Genomic DNA, 241 nt, shown 5'->3' on the forward strand with positions numbered 1-241 from the left:
ATTAAACAATCCGATAGCGAGATATTCCAATTGGGCAGCATTGTTGTAATGCAAATAGTCATTCGAGTGGTGTTGATTTAAAATCGGCAAAAGTTGATTGGTATCCGGTAAGTCTTGGAATTTTGGCAGGGCATAACTTGTTGACTGGTAAAATTGATTGCCGGACAGATCAACTAATTGGACGTCCAGCTTAGTGGTGATTTGTAAGGCCTTTGCAATGTAAATGGCGTCCTCTTTTATC

At 39.8% G+C, this 241-nt stretch carries 1 protein-coding gene; it reads right to left on the reverse strand.

The window, feature by feature from the left end; translation table 11 throughout:
• Window positions 1–241: hypothetical protein (locus HMPREF0519_RS13995; RefSeq protein WP_003637229.1), on the reverse strand; the 241-nt coding region annotated here is incomplete at both ends.

This window comes from Lentilactobacillus hilgardii DSM 20176 = ATCC 8290 (assembly GCF_000159315.1).
Taxonomy (GTDB): domain Bacteria; phylum Bacillota; class Bacilli; order Lactobacillales; family Lactobacillaceae; genus Lentilactobacillus; species Lentilactobacillus hilgardii.